Genomic DNA, 15,020 nt, shown 5'->3' with positions numbered 1-15,020 from the left:
CCATTTCATTACTTATTTTCGAGAGACAATCCAGGTTGTTGTACATCGGCTGTTCGTTTGAGCACATAAATGACCACAAGCAGTTCCGCCAGCATACCGAACGATTGCGCAAGAGCACCAATCATACCATTCCACCCCGGAACAGTTGCAATGGCAACGAATAAAGTGAGTACCGTTATAGTAGCATTCGCAGATTGCGAGAAAACCATGATTTTTGTTTGGCCGCGCAGCATAATAATGCCATTCATATAATCAAGCCATGGGAATACAATCGTCATGATCATGAAAATGCGCATTGCGCTCAAGCTAGCCTGTTTCAGCTCAGCATTCACACCCATGACATGGGTCATGAACCATGGGCCAATCGGTGTATAGGACAGGATGGCGATAAGTGTACCTGGAATGAAGCTCAGCATAAGAATGAATTTTTTCACTCGTACAGCATCTTTACGATAAAAATTTAAGACAATTTGATGTATGTAAGAGAAGAAACTCATTACTAATTGTGTTAAAGATCCAGCAATCGCAAAGGCTGAGATGGCAAGATGAATCTGTGTTGTTTTGCCTAGCATCGCATTAATGGAAGGTCCAATAATCACGGCAATAACAGATGAATATAAGAGCGGTTTATAAAAGGCAAAGATTTGCTGCTTCGTTTCAATCGGATGCTCAGGTGCTTTTTCAGGAATGACGCGCTTCAGCAAGCTTGTACCTTCCCAAATGGCAATAGTAGCTTCAATAATCATCCCGACTAGGAAAATAATGGCGCCGACTTTACCGCTGGACACGTTATCCGTTGTAATGAAATACAATGATAAGAAATACATGGCTATGATCCGAACACCCATCCCGATCGTAAGCCATTTTGTCCGCATATTGAATATGATTATTCCGTGAAATAAACAACGGAGACCAGAGAAAATGCTAACGTACATGAGAATGCGATATACACTTAAAGTTGCGGCTAGTATTTCGCGTTCTACGCCAAAAAAATAAAGAAACACCCATTCGCCAACCGGTGTGTAGCAGAGTATGAGACCCAGCAGAATAATACAAGCAAACACATAAGAGCTGACAACAGCCATCGCACGGAACGAAACCCGATCCCTCACGAGTGCAGAGCATGCTTGTCGTAGCAATACAACGGGTCTTTCTGTCAATCCTAGTAAACTCAAGGGGATAGCATAGGTGGCAATGACGAGCTCAGGATTATCAGCCCTAGCCAGAGTGCTATTAATAATAACATGTGAGAGGGTTACGAGCGTTGCAGAAAGTCCGAGGGGGAGGAAAAAGGAGATGAGCTGTTTCCAAGTGATGGCATTCTTTACTGTCTTAGCATTCATCCAAATCGCACTCCTTCGCGTTTTGCAAAACATTTCTTAAGTATATCAGAAAATGAAATGGGGATGACATACAATTTTAACTGGAAACCCAAGGTTTGAAGTGATACATTTAAAGGTAGAATGTTTCTTGAACAAGACAGACAGTTTTGCCTGCAAGGAGGGTTATAGGAATGAATAGCTATTTTCAGTATGATGAGAGGCTAGGTATTGCGATTCCCGTTTTGGAATTGGAATGGGAAATGTATGATGCTGCCGTTCGCATAGATCTCCTACTTCAGTGGGAACAAATTCGAGGTGTCATCCCCGATCGAATCATCAAATTAGAAGCACAAATCATAGAAAAGCAAAATAAACTCGATAAAGAAGACGACTTTGTAACCTCCTGCCGTTTAAATTCCGATATTGCTGACTTAGCTTCAATCATCAATGATCTTCATCTCTGGTTCCGTACAAATCAGGATTTAGAATCCAAAACCCACCATTAATGGTTGTCAACGAAGGGAGAATGACTGCATGCATAGCAATAAGGATGGGAATAACTGGCTTGGAACGATAGCGAAACCACTTCTAGAGCATCTCCCAGCGCTTTATCCAATTGAAGAGTGGGATGCAGCAATGGATGCACGGATTGAAGCGCTCTCGACTTCGTTGATTACAGAAGGCAGCCCTGAGCAGCAACCCTATGGTTTAGCTATCAAAGCAGGACTCTTTCTTCTAAATGAAAGTCTAGATAAATCACATGATATCTCTCAGGAGATTACGAATGCTACGGGAAGCTACTGGCATGCGCTCATGCATCGCATGGAAGGCGACTATAGTAATGCGAAATACTGGTTTAATGATGTTGGTCATCATCCTATTTTTTCTCAATTAATCCAATTTGTCAGAGATAATTTATCGACTAAGGACTTCATGGAATTGGACAATGAAGCTCTTCGCCATAAGCTTGAAGTGCTCGTAACATCGCCAGTTTGGAATCCATATGTATTTATTGATGTGATCGAAATTCAGGTTTCACTTGTGCAGAATCCGACCGTAGATAGTTGGCTGCGCCAGATACAACGATCTGAAATGCTATTATTACTTCAATACTGCTATGAACAAAGTTGTGGAGGAAGTTTACTTGAAGCCATTGGCCAGAAGTAGGATAAAGAGCCATGTGAAAGTACCGCAAGGCCCGATCCGATTAATGATCAGTGTATATCGCTATATTTTGCCAGCTGTTAATGAGCAATTGAGCGTCTGGAGAACCAAAGCAGCGAATATTCCTGATGAAGAGCTGCGTACTCAGGCACTCGCTAGTATTGCCACGAAGCAATTCCATTGCCAAGGAGGAGCTGTGTATGCAGCTGCTCATTTATCGATGCGTCATGTACTTATCCCGCTAATTGTCGCATTCCAATCGATTAGCGATTATTTAGATAATTTATGTGATCGCAGCACATCGTTAGATCCGTTGGATTTTCGGCAATTGCATCAATCGATGTTGGATGCAGTCGATCCAGCGAAGCCTCTGAATGATTACTATGCGTTCAGAGCAGAGAAGGAAGATGGCGGGTATTTATCTGATCTTGTTCAGCAATGTCAGACGTCGATCAGCCAGATGCCTTCGTATTTGAAAGTAGCGGATCAAGTCAAAGAATTCGTTGGCTTATACTGTGATTTGCAGGTGTACAAGCATATCCGCAAAGATTTGCGTGAGCCTCAGCTGCATCAATGGTGGGATAACCATCACCATAAGTATCGCCAGATCGATTGGAATGAATTTGCAGCCGCAACAGGCTCAACACTAGGCATGTTCATGTTATTCTTGGCTGCATGTGATCCCGTTCTGACGGACAAGCAGGTGGAAGCCATTCGTGAGGCCTATTTCCCTTATGTGTGTGGACTACATATTCTGCTTGATTATTTGATAGATCAGGAAGAAGATAGTGAAGGCGGAGACTTAAATTTTTGTACCTACTATGATTCTATGGATACAACCGTAGAGCGAATCGCTTTCATTGTCCAAGAAGCAAGATCTAAAATTTTGTTCTTGGAACATCCGAGATTTCATCGTATGATAATCGAAGGTTTGCTTGCTCTCTATTTATCTGACCCTAAGGTCAACAGTCAACACCAAGTGAAGAAAATTTCGAAGCGTCTGATGAAAAATAGTCCTCTTACAAGGCTCTTTTTCTGGATAAATAGCATGTACATCCGTACGACATCATGAATGTCATTCACAAGAATTATGAAGGAGGAAATTAAAATGTCAGCAGTAAAATCAATTGCGGTTTTAACCAGTGGAGGAGATTCTCAGGGGATGAATGCAGCTGTTCGAGCAGTCGTTAGAAGTGCATTGTACCATGGGCTCGAAGTGTTTGCAGTTCAACGTGGGTATCAAGGTTTGATTAACGATGATATTCGTAAAATGGATTTGCGCAGCGTAGGTGACATCATTCAACGTGGAGGTACGATCCTTCAAACGGCTCGCTGCAAAGAGTTTATGACGCCTGAAGGTCAACAAATCGGTGCTGATAACTTGCGTAAACGCGGAATCGATGGCTTGGTAGTTATTGGTGGAGATGGTTCTTACCAAGGTGCGAACAAGCTAAGTAAACTAGGTATCAAAACGATGGGACTTCCAGGGACGATCGATAATGACATTCCGTTCACTGACTTTACAATTGGTTTTGATACAGCGGTTAGCATTGTTGTGGACGCGATTAATAAATTGCGTGATACGATGACATCTCACGAACGTTCTTCCGTGGTTGAGGTTATGGGACGTCATTGTGGTGAAATCGCCCTATATGCAGGTCTTGCAAGCGGCGCTGAAACTATTATTGTACCTGAAGTGGATGTTGATATTACGGAAGTCGCTAACCGCATGAAGGATAACTTCGACCATGGTAAGCGTCATAGTATTATCCTTGTAGCTGAAGGAGCAGGAACTGGCGAAGGTATCGCTAAGAAGATCACAGAAACTAACGGGATTGAGCCTCGTGTTACCGTGCTTGGTCATATTCAACGCGGCGGAGCACCAACGCATAATGACCGTATTCTGGCAAGTCGCCTTGGCGATTTCGCTGTGCGTAAACTTATGGAGGGTGATTCTTCCAAAGCTTGCGGTATCATCAAAGGTGAACTTGTAGCAACAGATATCGATCTTGTTGTGAACACGAAGCGCTCCTTTAACATGGAACTTTATGAATTAGCTAGTCGTTTATCACAATAAGCCTATTTTCATTCATGCGTATTGATCTTCATTCGTATTTCGACTATAATAACGATCAATATATACATCAACATTATGTCTATGAAGAGCATCCAACTCGGAGACACTTATGACGATCGGAAGGATGTTTCCTTTCTTACTAAATAAGTCGGCACCGCCCGTTATCGCGGAACCAAGCGGATGAATGACAGCTTATGTCTTCATCAAGTTGGGTGGCACCGCGAGCAGAACGCTCCTCGTCCCAATCGGACAGAGGGCGTTCTTTGTCTTTTTCACACAAACGAAGAGGAAGCGGTGACGGGAAATGCTGGATATCAAATGGATTCGAAACAATCAAGCGCTAGTGCAAACAGCGGCAGCTCGCAAAGGAGTAACATGCCATGTTGAGGAACTGCTAGTAGTCGATGAGAAGAAAAGAGAACTATCGGGGCAAGTGGATCAGCTTCGAGCAGAGCGCAATCGTGCGTCGGAGCAGATCGCGACTTATATGTCGCAAAAGAAATCGCAAGAAGCAGAGCTCATGAAGGAGCAGGTTCGTGGCTGGAATGCGAGCTTGGCGGTTCTTGAAGCAGAATTGAACACACATGAAGCAAGGTTCAAAGATCTCATGCTCAAGATACCAAATCTAGCCTCGCCAGATACGCCGATAGGTGCAAGTGATCATGATAACGTAGAATTGAAGGTCGTTGGGGAGAAGCCAACTTTTGAATTTGAGATGAAAGATCATTTGCAGCTTGGTGAAGCACTAGACATGATTGATGTCGCTCGTGGCGTCAAGGTTGCTGGCAGCCGAAATTACTATCTCAAAGGGATGGGGCTCTATTTGCATAGAGCTGTTCAGCAGCTCGCCATAGACCTGTTAACAGATCGCGGGTTTACTGTGATGGATGTACCGCTCATGGTGCGGGAGGAAACCTTGCTGAACGCTGCCTTTTTTCCAGCAGGCAAAGATCAGACTTATGAGCTACAGGATGACCATGCCTGGTTAGTTGGAACTTCGGAAGGACCCTTGATTTCGTATTATGCTGGTGAGATTGTTGATTTGTCGGAGGGGCCGATTCAGTTAGCGGCTGTATCGAATTGTTTCCGAAAAGAAGCGGGTTCGGCAGGAAGAGATGTAAGAGGGCTATATCGTGTTCATCAATTTGCGAAAGTGGAACAAGTGATCCTCTGCGAGAATCGTGAAGAGGAAGCGGAACGCATGATGGGGCAGATTACACAAAATGCCGAAGATTTGCTTGCTCTTCTGGAACTGCCGTATCGTGTGGTAGCCGTATGTTCGGGGGACATGGGGGCCAAAAATTACAAGCAATTCGACATTGAAACTTGGATGCCAAGCCGCGGGGCTTATGGTGAAACCCATTCGTCGTCAAGCCTTCTTGACTTCCAAGCCAGACGAAGCAATCTACGGTATCGAGATAAAGATGGTGTGTTGCGATATTGCTACACACTTAATAATACAGCCGTTGCATCGCCGCGCATTCTAATTCCTTTGCTAGAAAATCATCAGCAAGCAGATGGCTCGATTTATCTGCCTCCTGCGCTTCGACCTTATATGCGCGGGCTGGAAGCCATTCCTGCCCCATAAGAAAAACACCTTATCCTCCGTATCAAAAAGGATAAGGTGTTTTTCATTCGGTTAATAACCTTCTGCTAAATCCACGACATTGATCATTTCTCCACCATCGAGCATTGCGCGTAAATTGTGATAGAAGATGGAGGATACACGATCGGTGTAATGCTCAGATGAACCTGCAATATGAGGGGTGAGGATGACATTTTTCATGTTCCAGAGTGGAGAAGTTGCAGGCAACGGCTCTTGGGCAAAAACATCTAACGCTGCTCCAGCAAGTTTACCTTCTACCAAAGCTTGGATCAAGGCTTCTTCATCAAGGACATCTCCGCGAGCTAGATTAATGAAAAAGGCGTTCGGCTTCATAAGCGATAGGTGCTCTTTTTGTAAGAAGCCCCGTGTTTTATCCGTGCTTGGAAGGAGCACGACGATGAAATCGCTTTGTGAAAGCAGAAGTTGTAGACCATCTTCTCCGTGCACGGTTCTATCGAAAGCAGCTAGTGGTGTTCCAGAACGATTCAAGCCGATGACTGTCATATCGAACGCTTTGGCTTTACGAGCAACCGCTTCGCCGATAGCACCTGCCCCAATAATACCGATCGTTTTACCATGCAATTCACCAAAGCGAACTTGGTTGTCCCATACGTGCTGCTGCTGATTATCATGTAGTACGTTCGCTTTCCGAACCCATTGCAGCATGAGACTCAGCGCGAATTCACTCATTTGAATGGTGTGAACACCTCTGGCATTCGTGACAATGACTTGACGTTGTTCTAGCTCTGCTAAAGGCAGCTTATCGACGCCAGCGGATAAGGTTTGCACCCATTTCAACTTCTTGGCTCGACTGACGATGTCAGGGTGCAAGCGACCTGCTGAGATAATGACATCAGCATCAGGAATCAAGTCGCCGGCTTCCTTCGAAGAAGAAAACCAATGAAACTCGGAGCGTTCCTTCAAATCCTGCGGCATTTGCTCTTGCATTGAAGTTAAATTCATACCTGTTATGGCTACTATTTTCAGCACGTCATCACATCCTTTTGGAGTTTCGAAATGAATATCTACAATGATAAATGAAATGGAATGTGAAAGTAAACTCCGACGAAATGTCAAAATCCCCTGAGCGCTTCTTCAGCACGCAGGGGATTCACATTTGTGGTGATTAATAATTTACGTTAGCTGTATAGTTATTGTTGGCATTCCAGAGCAGATACTCGTTAATACCGTTGTCCTTCAATGCGCGAATTTGTTCGTCTAGCTCATGTTTACCGTATTTAATATAGCCTGGCACCCAAGAAGCAGTGAAGTCTTGTATCCATGGTCGAATAACCGGCTTCCAGCCCTTCTTATCAATCGTTTCTAGCTTCTTAATTGTATCTTTGGAAGCCCCATTAATGGTGGCATAAGGAGCAGCGTCAGGTACTTTGGAGCCGAACCAACCTGTACTGTAATGACTTGGATAAATCATCGGAGCAATTACGTCCACGTTCTGCGAGATTTTCTCGAAATCCTGACCAATCCCTTCAGCAGCTGGGACAGATGCCGCATAGCCGAAGATATCCACAGAAACACGAACACCTAGAGGTGTTAATTGTTCGCGTGCGTATTTTACGAAAGAAGAGACAGCATCGATGCGTGAACGCTCATCTTTCGTATATTTCAAGATATCTGCCCTTTTCTCAAAGCCTTCAGGGAAACGCACATAATCAAACTGGATTTCTTTAAAGCCAGCCTTGACGGCTTCTTTAGCAACCTCAATGTTGTAGTCCCATACTTCCTTGTTATACGGATTGACGAAGCTATCAGGAGGGTTCTTACCGTTCCCCCACAGAGTACCATCTGGATTAATAAAGGATAATTCCGGTTTCTTCTTGGCAAGAATGGTGTCTTTAAACACAACAATACGTGCAATTGGATAAATGTTATGATCTTGTAGTGTTGTCATTAAGCCTGGCATATTGCCAATAATTTTCTGAGTTGTTCCCATCGCATCGAGCGTTGGATTCCCTGTTTCCCACGTGATATAGCCCCAATCATCTTTCACATCGATAACCATGGCATTCAAATCGGTATCATCAAGCAGCTTTACGAGCGTATTGAGTCGCGAGCCGCCTGCGCTATGAGCAGTGGAGTAGATGCCTTTCACAACTGGAGCATCCTTCTGTGGATCTAGCTTGTTGACAGGTGCAAGTGGATCCGTTGCATCAGTTGGTGTAGTTGGTGTTGCTGGTTGTACAATTGCTACTGCGTTCTTTGCATCGAGCGATGCCTGCACAAGCTGTTCAAAGCTAGCATCAGGGTTTGCGGCCGTAACATTACCCAATATAAGGGCAAGCGAGGCAAGTAATATTTCCATGATGTATAAGTCCACTCCAATCCTTGTTTCTAGCTTTCATTATAAGGCAAGCGGGAAACTACGCACAGAGGAAATTTGTAGGCTTTTGTAGAAGCTTGTATGAGTAATTTGGCATAGAAGAGACACGGTCTTTTGTAGGGGGAAAAAAGAAAAACACCCAGAAGCTAGGCCTCCAGATGCTTGAACTTACTTATTAACTTGTCCTGATTCACTTTTGGTTACTTCAGGGTTAATTTCTTTCCGTGCAATCGTAGGTTGATCATCCGTGGATGAGTTATTACCATTTCCGTTCGTTGCATCTTTAAATTCGCGGAACATTTTGCCAAAACCACGACCAAGTTCAGGCAGTTTATTAGGCCCAAACAAAAGCAGGGCAACAATCGCAATTAGAATGATGTGCCAAGGAGATAAAGCTCCCATTCCAGACACCCCCAGTAAAATTTTAAGTTAACACTATTATATCATGGACTTATCATAACCTATATAGCCTATTTATTACAATTTTAATAATATTGACACCGCGTTGCATGCAAAAAAAGACACCCTCAGTGGTACAGGGTGTCCTTATGATGTTCCGAAATGCTGAATTGAATAATTTCCATGACATCTTCCGCTGCGAGTGCCTCTATACCGAACCGGAGTACGATCTCGGATTCCAACTCATTGCTGGTTAAAGAGGGATACAACTCGGGCGTTAATTTCATTACAATCCTGGATAATTTGACTGTCTCCACAAGCATCACCCTTCCAATCAGAAGATTAGAATAAGAACTACGCCTGAACCTACCATCGATGAAACCAGAACTATATGAAATTACATTCATTATAACACAATTCAAACTGGAATAAAGGGGCAGTTGGCTGATTTCTTACTTGGGCTTTCGAAATTCCCCTACAACACCAACGGTTTCCACAATATTCACGAACGCTTTCGGATCAATCTCTTTAATAATTCGTTTTAGCTCAACGAGCTCATACCGCGTCGTTACGGTCATCAGCATATCATGCTGTTGTTTGGTATAAGCGCCTTCCGTTTTAATTAAAGTAACGCCTCTAGGAATCATGAGCAGCTTATTAATAATGGCATCCTTGTGTTTGGTAACAATGAACGCGGTTACTTTAATGTGGCGGATATGTATCATATCGACCGTTTTTCCACTTATAAAAATGGCTAGCATTGAAAATAAGGCGAGGTCCCAATTGTCTTTGAAATAGCCAAGTGCGACGATGACAATTCCATTCATCGAGGAGAGGATGGTTCCGAGTGGGAAGTCGTATTTGCGGGTCAATATCAAGCCAACGATATCAAATCCTCCGCTCGAACCACCAATACGAAGTGTAATTCCACTTCCGATACCAATGAGTACACCACCAAAAACGGCACCTAACATCGAGTCTTTCGCAACGAAGCTCGTTGGAATAATTTGCATCATCCAAGTCGTGAGAACGACGGAGGCAACGCTAATCATGATAAACCGTTTTCCAATGGAAACAAGACCCCAAATCATTAATGGCATGTTAAATAATAAATAAAGAAAACCAATATTGTAATCAGTAAAATAACCAATAATCATAGCAATTCCTGACACACCACCACTGAGCAGCTGATGGGGAATAAGGAACATATTGAAGCCAACTGCGACAAGCAGTGCGCCAACTAGAATGATTAGAACATCTAGCGCCTTTTTCAAAACATATCACCTCTAAAATAGTATGCAGCATATTGCAAGTATAATTCATTCTTATAAAACTGCAATCATTATTTAACCAGTGGATAATTAAAAATGAGTGCATAAAAAAAGCTGTGTCCGTGTGAGGGACAACAGCTTTATTCGGAATCATCTATCGGCGTTTAAAAGAGCCGGTTTTTTTGGTCGTACTTGGTTTGCTTGTTGATGGCTTCGTTACTTTATTCGTGGTTGATCCATCATTCTTACGTGTCGTGGAGGAACTTCCTGAACTTGGATTGGCTGCACCGCTTGTGAAACCTCCCGTTCGATCTGAGGTTGTAGGCTTCGTCTCCTTGGAGGTGCCTGTCGTCGGTGTAGTTGTTCCCGTTCCAGCTTTATAAGTTGGCGTTTTGGTATAGCCGCGGTAGTCGTATGAAGAACCTTTGCTGGAATTCCAACCGCCACCAAATAGTGATTGTAACAGCGTGGCTGTTAAATAGCCTTGCAGGAATGAGGAATCATAATGACTCTTGGCATATTCAATACTATCGAGTTGAACCAATGTATTCTTACTATCGTTTGGATCCTTCTGGATATTGATAACCTTGTCCTTATAAACAAGGAACATCTGATCCTCGGATTCCTTACTCTTCTCTTTGGGTGTTTCTTTGGCAGCTAGCTCATTCGCTACTGTTGGCACATTTTTGCCCTCAACAGCGTAAACCTTGGACATATTGCTTCCCTTGCCATCCACGCTTACTAACGGATATTCGTCCTTAATGTAACGTCCGGCGTCAGCACCACATGCGGTAAGAAGAGCGATAATTAGTACGAAGGAAAGCCATGAAGTCCATTTCTTCATTGTCTGGTAGTCCTCCTTTCCGATACTTCTGAAACCTGCTTTCATGATAACATATCTTTATTTAAGGCGTCGATTTTAAAAATTTAATTTGATTACCTGGTGTACGTTCTCCTTCTAATGCAACAAATTTACCATCCTGCCACTGAAGGAAAAAGAAACGTTGGTCAGGTCCGAAATATCGCCAGAAGAGAATATCATCTCCGCTGCGGAAATCGGTATTGCCTTCGGTTCGGGAAACGTCGTTACGATGATGCTCCAAATCGAAAGTGACATCTCCATCCAACTCTAATCGCGTAGGGACATCATTCGGATCATCCAAAGCTCCTTCAATAAAGCTGCAAAGGAAGCAGTCATAGGTTCTGCCTTTTTCCACAATCAAACACTGAATATTTTTACCGCTTTGTAGATAATAAGCATAGCGATGTGGCTCAAAGCCGCGGTCAAAATAAATGACTTTACCGGAGATGACATATTCCTCTAAGTCTACATTGACAATATCGCCAACACGCGCGACTTCTAGCGGATTGCCAAGGGATGCAGTTGTAGGTGGTTGCTCCTTATTACTGCGAAGAATGTTGCTGACACGTTTAAATATGGACATAGAAACTCTCCTCTGTACGATTCCGTTTTATTGTTCTCCCCTATAATACGAGTTGCTTATTCATTCGGTTTCGTTCGATTGGGTAAAAGTAGCCACTGGCAATGTATGTATCAACTGTGCTATAATATTTTAGATGTTCTTAAGGGCGGCCAGTTGGATCATGGAAGATGACGAATCGAAAGTGTATTCCACCAAGAAACTATAGAGACGGATAGGAAGTCGTACTTAAGGGTAAAAAAGATACAAGGCATTAGCCTGCCCTGTACAAAAGGAGATTGAATTTATTTGAAAACATTTCAGGAGTTTGGTTTAGACGCATCGGTACTACGTGCGATTACGGAAATGGGCTTTGAAGAGTCCACACCAATTCAAGAGAAAACTATACCATTGGCCATGGAAGGCCGTGATTTGATCGGGCAAGCACAAACAGGAACTGGGAAAACAGCAGCGTTCGGTATTCCACTAGTTAACAAAATCAACGTAAAAGAAGAGCGCATTTCGGCTTTGATCATGTGTCCGACACGGGAACTTGCCATTCAGGTTGCGGAAGAGATTGAAAAACTCGGTCGTTTCAAAGGCATTCGTTCTTTGCCAATTTACGGTGGACAGGATATTGTGAAACAAATCCGTGCGTTGAAAAAGAAACCACAAATCATTATCGGAACGCCTGGACGTCTTCTTGACCATATTAACCGCAAAACAATCAAACTTGATGATGTGCAGACGGTTATTTTGGATGAAGCGGATGAAATGCTTGATATGGGCTTCATGGATGATATCCAATCTATTCTTAAACTAGTTCCAGCAGAACGTCACACGATGTTGTTCTCTGCAACAATGCCAACGAACATTCAAAAATTGGCTCAACAATTCCTTACAAACCCAGAACACGTTTCGGTTATCCCGAAACAAGTTAGTGCTCCGTTGATTGAGCAAGCTTACATCGAATTACACGAGAAACAGAAGTTTGAAGCTCTTAGCCGTTTGATTGATATGGAAGCACCAGACCTAGCGATTATCTTCGGACGTACAAAGCGTCGGGTAGATGAATTAGCAGAAGCTCTTCAAAAAAGAGGGTATGCAGCTGAAGGACTTCACGGTGACTTGTCCCAAAATCAACGTGATAACGTAATGAGAAAATTCCGTGATGGCAGTATTGATGTTCTTGTAGCAACTGACGTTGCTGCACGTGGACTAGATGTATCTGGCGTTACTCACGTTATTAACTTTGACCTTCCGCAAGATCCAGAAAGCTACGTTCACCGTATCGGCCGTACAGGTCGTGCAGGTAAAGAAGGTACAGCTTGGACTTTCGTAACACCAAGAGAAATCGATCACCTTCACTTTATTGAGAAGGTTACACGCCATAAAATCAACAAAAAACCTTTACCAAGCGTTGCAGAAGCGGTAGAAGGTAAACAAAAAATGACAGCTGAGCGTATTTTGGATATGCTTCAAAAAGAAGAGCATTCCGAATTCAAAGGCCTAGCTATTCAAATGCTTGAGCAGTACGATTCCGTTAACTTGCTTGCAGCAGCGATGAAACTTCTTACAGGTGACAAGAAAGATCTAAACATCGAACTTACACCTGAAGATCCAATTCGTGCAAGAAAGAAAAAATTCGACGTTCGCAGCTCAGGTAGACGTGTTGGCGGCGGATACGGTTCAGGATCAGGCTCAAGTGATCGTCGTCAAGGCGGCGGCAGCTACGGTGGATCAGGTTCAGGCGGTTCCTCCAGTGGTGGCTCACGTTACCCGCGTAAGGATAGCAGAGACTACGGTTCAAACAGAGAAGGCGGAAGCAGCTCATCTTCTAGAAACCGTGATTACGGAAGCAACAACTCCGGAAACCGTGATCGCTCCAGAGCGCCGCGTAAAAGTGAAGATACACTAGTTAATAAATAAAATGTGCGACTTAAAAAGGCGAAGATCCTTAGGATCTTCGCCTTTTTTTCAATTGTATATTGATTAGAGTACGAAAGCGCTAGTTATGATAACTAACAAGATGAAAAGCACCAAGATTGCAGCTGCAGATGATCCTACTGGATGAGACATTGTATCAACCTCCTGAATAAAGATTTGGGGGTGGTGCGACTAGACAATACTATATTATGTAAAAGTACCTATAACGACTAGACGGCTACCTATATGATGAAAAATAGGCTATAATTAAGTACATATACAAATAAGACAAGCTTGTTGTCTTGCCAGTAATAATCAACGTAGAAAGTTTCCAGAAGGAAACGCTAAGGAGGAAGCAGTTTTGGAGTTTAAGGGAGTTATGGGAGGACTGTACAGAATATCGGAGTGGATTATGCGGTTATCCGTTATTAATTTGCTTTGGATGCTTTGCTCGATTCCGGTATTCTTTTTCCTCTTTATGGGGTTAGTGAGTCAAACGCCGGATGCATTAAAAGCTACGTTGCCGATTCTTGCAATTTTGGCACCGTTTACTTTATTTCCCGCGACTACCGCTATGTTTGCTGTAGCTAGAAAATGGGTGACCGGAGAAGAAGATGTTCCTTTATTAAAAACATTTTTTCGTGGCTACAAAGAGAACTACCTGCAAAGTATGCTCGGCGGAATTTTCTTTGTCTTAATCTTCGTCATTATTGCGGTGAACTATTTCTTCTATTTGAAGCAAGGAAGTTCGTTGAAGGTATTAGCTGTTCTCTTTATTGCCTTCACCGTCATCATGATCATTGCTTTGTTTAATTTCTTTTCCATTGTCGTACACTTGCACATGAAAATTTTTCAAATTGTCAAAAACTCTATTTTACTTACAATCGGTAATCCGATCAATTCAATTGTGTTACTCATCTGTAATGGTGTAATTGTTTATATCTGCTTAACGAAGTTCAATTTCTTCTTAGTTGTGTTCTTCATGGGAGCTATTGTTGCAACATTCTCGTTCTGGCAGTTTAATAGAAGCTTTACGAAGCTTCAGACGAAACAACAGGAGTTGGAAGAGAAGGAACTGCAGAAACTTGCTGAAGCAGAAGCGGCTGAAGCGGAAAAAGCTGAGGCAAATGAGCTTGAAGGAAACCAATCTCCAATTAGTCTGCATAAAAAAGATGAGAATGACAAGACTAGAGACTAATCCTACCAGTTGATTATCAGCGAGGTTGGATCTATAATAAGAAAACAGAAGAAATCTGCGATGCTCGTAACGGTTTTAAGTTGTTTTAAACCAATGACTGTTTCTAGGGAGACCTATATTGAAGTGTGGCTGACATGCCCTCGAAAGGGGACCTCAAATACACCTCTGCGGACACCCACCTGCGAGAGCGGGTTTGAAGCACGGAAACCGGACGGCATAGGCGGGTTTCTTCGAATAAAAAAGAGGTTGAACAGGTACACTACCTGCTCAACCTCTTTTTTATTTACGTTGAAATTAG

General features: G+C 43.1%; 15 protein-coding genes and 1 other RNA gene. 8 read left to right on the top strand and 8 right to left on the bottom strand.

Features of this window, described 5'->3' with window-relative positions; all coding sequences use genetic code 11:
* Positions 1 to 8: 8 nt before the first annotated feature.
* Positions 9 to 1,343 carry a multi antimicrobial extrusion protein MatE gene (locus AC58QM_RS08885; protein WP_497283147.1) on the bottom strand — a complete coding sequence of 445 codons (1,335 nt, stop codon included), beginning with the start codon at positions 1,341 to 1,343 and terminating at the stop codon, positions 9 to 11.
* A gap of 170 nt (positions 1,344 to 1,513) precedes the next feature.
* On the opposite strand from AC58QM_RS08885, the gene AC58QM_RS08880 reads away from it, so the two are divergent.
* From AC58QM_RS08880 to serS, 5 genes are all read left to right on the top strand, one after another.
* Complete coding sequence (locus AC58QM_RS08880) at positions 1,514 to 1,828, top strand: hypothetical protein (RefSeq protein ID WP_497283145.1); 315 nt, start codon at positions 1,514 to 1,516, stop codon at positions 1,826 to 1,828.
* A gap of 28 nt (positions 1,829 to 1,856) precedes the next feature.
* Positions 1,857 to 2,489 (top strand): hypothetical protein, encoded by a 633-nt coding sequence (locus tag AC58QM_RS08875; RefSeq protein WP_497283143.1) that lies wholly within the window; start codon positions 1,857 to 1,859, stop codon positions 2,487 to 2,489.
* A 43-nt stretch (positions 2,490 to 2,532) separates the two neighbouring features.
* On the top strand, positions 2,533 to 3,558 hold the full coding sequence (locus tag AC58QM_RS08870) for a tetraprenyl-beta-curcumene synthase family protein (protein WP_497283627.1): 1,026 nt from the start codon (positions 2,533 to 2,535) through the stop codon (positions 3,556 to 3,558).
* Between the two features lie 36 nt (positions 3,559 to 3,594).
* Complete coding sequence (pfkA, locus tag AC58QM_RS08865; RefSeq protein ID WP_497283141.1) at positions 3,595 to 4,563, top strand: 6-phosphofructokinase; 969 nt, start codon at positions 3,595 to 3,597, stop codon at positions 4,561 to 4,563.
* Between the two features lie 304 nt (positions 4,564 to 4,867).
* A complete protein-coding gene (gene serS, locus AC58QM_RS08860) occupies positions 4,868 to 6,151 on the top strand; it encodes a serine--tRNA ligase (protein WP_497283139.1) in 1,284 nt (427 codons plus the stop codon).
* A gap of 51 nt (positions 6,152 to 6,202) precedes the next feature.
* On the opposite strand, the gene AC58QM_RS08855 is transcribed toward serS, so the two are convergent.
* The 7 genes from AC58QM_RS08855 to AC58QM_RS08825 form a co-directional block, all read right to left on the bottom strand.
* Positions 6,203 to 7,159, bottom strand: coding sequence for a D-2-hydroxyacid dehydrogenase (locus AC58QM_RS08855; RefSeq protein ID WP_497283137.1), 957 nt, complete (start codon positions 7,157 to 7,159; stop codon positions 6,203 to 6,205).
* Positions 7,160 to 7,295: 136 nt separating this feature from the next.
* Positions 7,296 to 8,489 (bottom strand): putative glycoside hydrolase, encoded by a 1,194-nt coding sequence (locus tag AC58QM_RS08850; RefSeq protein ID WP_497283136.1) that lies wholly within the window; start codon positions 8,487 to 8,489, stop codon positions 7,296 to 7,298.
* Between the two features lie 186 nt (positions 8,490 to 8,675).
* Complete coding sequence (locus AC58QM_RS08845; RefSeq protein ID WP_497283134.1) at positions 8,676 to 8,909, bottom strand: Sec-independent protein translocase subunit TatA/TatB; 234 nt, start codon at positions 8,907 to 8,909, stop codon at positions 8,676 to 8,678.
* A 125-nt stretch (positions 8,910 to 9,034) separates the two neighbouring features.
* A complete protein-coding gene (locus AC58QM_RS08840; RefSeq protein WP_056616326.1) occupies positions 9,035 to 9,229 on the bottom strand; it encodes a hypothetical protein in 195 nt (64 codons plus the stop codon).
* A gap of 129 nt (positions 9,230 to 9,358) precedes the next feature.
* Complete coding sequence (locus AC58QM_RS08835) at positions 9,359 to 10,180, bottom strand: YitT family protein (protein WP_497283133.1); 822 nt, start codon at positions 10,178 to 10,180, stop codon at positions 9,359 to 9,361.
* Between the two features lie 151 nt (positions 10,181 to 10,331).
* Positions 10,332 to 11,021 carry a DUF4247 domain-containing protein gene (locus AC58QM_RS08830; RefSeq protein ID WP_497283131.1) on the bottom strand — a complete coding sequence of 230 codons (690 nt, stop codon included), beginning with the start codon at positions 11,019 to 11,021 and terminating at the stop codon, positions 10,332 to 10,334.
* A 61-nt stretch (positions 11,022 to 11,082) separates the two neighbouring features.
* Positions 11,083 to 11,622, bottom strand: coding sequence for a DUF4178 domain-containing protein (locus AC58QM_RS08825; RefSeq protein WP_497283129.1), 540 nt, complete (start codon positions 11,620 to 11,622; stop codon positions 11,083 to 11,085).
* 285 nt (positions 11,623 to 11,907) lie between these two features.
* Here AC58QM_RS08825 and cshA point away from each other — a divergent pair, with 285 nt between their 5' ends.
* From cshA to ssrS, 3 genes are all read left to right on the top strand, one after another.
* Complete coding sequence (gene cshA / locus AC58QM_RS08820) at positions 11,908 to 13,527, top strand: degradosome RNA helicase CshA (protein ID WP_497283127.1); 1,620 nt, start codon at positions 11,908 to 11,910, stop codon at positions 13,525 to 13,527.
* Between the two features lie 358 nt (positions 13,528 to 13,885).
* A complete protein-coding gene (locus tag AC58QM_RS08815; protein WP_497283125.1) occupies positions 13,886 to 14,722 on the top strand; it encodes a YesL family protein in 837 nt (278 codons plus the stop codon).
* Between the two features lie 49 nt (positions 14,723 to 14,771).
* A non-coding RNA gene (gene ssrS, locus AC58QM_RS08810) (6S RNA) lies at positions 14,772 to 14,953 on the top strand.
* Positions 14,954 to 15,020: the final 67 nt, after the last annotated feature.

It is taken from the genome of Paenibacillus sp. J22P165 (genome assembly GCF_059692015.1).
Note: the sequence above shows the minus strand (reverse complement) of the source record. Positions and strands in the feature narration are given on the sequence as shown.

Excerpts from the sequence above, each read along its gene's own strand:
- AC58QM_RS08885 (WP_497283147.1), bottom strand. The coding sequence starts at position 1,343 with ATGAATGCTAAGACAGTAAAGAATGCCATCACTTGGAAACAGCTCATC.
- AC58QM_RS08880 (WP_497283145.1), top strand. The coding sequence starts at position 1,514 with ATGAATAGCTATTTTCAGTATGATGAGAGGCTAGGTATTGCGATTCCC.
- AC58QM_RS08875 (WP_497283143.1), top strand. The coding sequence starts at position 1,857 with ATGCATAGCAATAAGGATGGGAATAACTGGCTTGGAACGATAGCGAAA.
- AC58QM_RS08870 (WP_497283627.1), top strand. The coding sequence starts at position 2,533 with ATGATCAGTGTATATCGCTATATTTTGCCAGCTGTTAATGAGCAATTG.
- pfkA (WP_497283141.1), top strand. The coding sequence starts at position 3,595 with ATGTCAGCAGTAAAATCAATTGCGGTTTTAACCAGTGGAGGAGATTCT.
- serS (WP_497283139.1), top strand. The coding sequence starts at position 4,868 with ATGCTGGATATCAAATGGATTCGAAACAATCAAGCGCTAGTGCAAACA.
- AC58QM_RS08850 (WP_497283136.1), bottom strand. The coding sequence starts at position 8,489 with ATGGAAATATTACTTGCCTCGCTTGCCCTTATATTGGGTAATGTTACG.
- AC58QM_RS08845 (WP_497283134.1), bottom strand. The coding sequence starts at position 8,909 with ATGGGAGCTTTATCTCCTTGGCACATCATTCTAATTGCGATTGTTGCC.
- AC58QM_RS08840 (WP_056616326.1), bottom strand. The coding sequence starts at position 9,229 with ATGCTTGTGGAGACAGTCAAATTATCCAGGATTGTAATGAAATTAACG.
- AC58QM_RS08830 (WP_497283131.1), bottom strand. The coding sequence starts at position 11,021 with ATGAAGAAATGGACTTCATGGCTTTCCTTCGTACTAATTATCGCTCTT.
- AC58QM_RS08825 (WP_497283129.1), bottom strand. The coding sequence starts at position 11,622 with ATGTCCATATTTAAACGTGTCAGCAACATTCTTCGCAGTAATAAGGAG.